Genomic DNA, 1,106 nt, shown 5'->3' with positions numbered 1-1,106 from the left:
AATCTATTTCGTTTATTGTGATATTTATAAAGGTTAAAAGCACAAGCAATCAGGGTTAACTCTAAATTTACGTTTTCTAAGCCTCTTCTGAACAGCCTTTTATAAGATCTGTCCCACTTGATAACACCAAATGTTCCCTCAGATTGTATGCTTCTGTTCATGCGAAGCAAAGCTCCATGAACTGACTCAAGATTCTCTATTACTTCCTGATGCATGGAAGTTAATTCTCTATTCAATCTTGCAGTTCTGTTTCCTTCTTTTTTCTTACAACATTTTTCTCGATAAGGACAACCAGTGCAATCTTCACATTCATAGATTTCTTCCGTTCGTCCATATTTGTTTTTGTAGACGTGTTTGTCATATTTATATATAAAACGTTTGCCGTTTGGACATAAAAGATTACCATCGGAATCTCTTTTGAAGTTAACGATTCTGTATGGATCTTCTCGATACTTTTTGTCCGTTGTTTCCTTCTTAAACATGGTGAATTTCATATACTTTTCCATACCATGTTCTTCGCAGTAAATATAGTTGTTGTATGAACCATACCCGGCATCAGCCACCGGATACTTAGGATAATGACCATAAGTCTTATGAAACTTTTCCATAAGAGGAATGAAACACTCCATATCTGATGCATACTGCTTCACATCAATCACAGCGATGTATTCGTCGCAGATGGCTGCCTGTAGATTATAAGCTGGAAGCAACTGGTCATTTCCCATGTAATCCGTTTTAATTCTCATAAATGATGCATCATGGTCTGTTTTAGAACAACTGTTTCTTTCGTCACCACATACTTCTATATGTTTGGCATAGTTTTTCAATCTTTCTTTATATTCATTTAGTTTCTCATAATGCCTTTGATAGGTGGTTTTTCGGTGTCCTTTTCCATAGACAAAAGAGTCAAAATCCAGTGCTGTTAATTCAGCATACTTTTCTAAAATCGCCTCCAGATATTCAATGGCATATTCATCGCGAGGTTCAATCTTAACTCCGAATGTACATAACACTTCATCATTCATTTCCTCAATCAATGATGAAATATTGCCAAAAACTTTATTGCGATTTGTTATGCAGGATTTCTTCCAAACCCAAGTATACTT

The 1,106-nt window shown here is 35.4% G+C and carries 1 protein-coding gene; it reads right to left on the bottom strand.

What is annotated here, in order from left to right; translation table 11 throughout:
- Positions 1-1,025 (bottom strand): transposase (locus tag B5D16_RS12310; protein ID WP_143405138.1); only part of this gene is annotated, 1,025 nt, incomplete at its 3' end.
- Between the last annotated feature and the right edge of the window lie 81 nt (positions 1,026-1,106).

Origin of the sequence: Eubacterium uniforme, from assembly GCF_900167115.1 — a bacterium.
Lineage (GTDB): Bacteria > Bacillota > Clostridia > Lachnospirales > Lachnospiraceae > Eubacterium_S > Eubacterium_S uniforme.
Note: the sequence above shows the minus strand (reverse complement) of the source record. Positions and strands in the feature narration are given on the sequence as shown.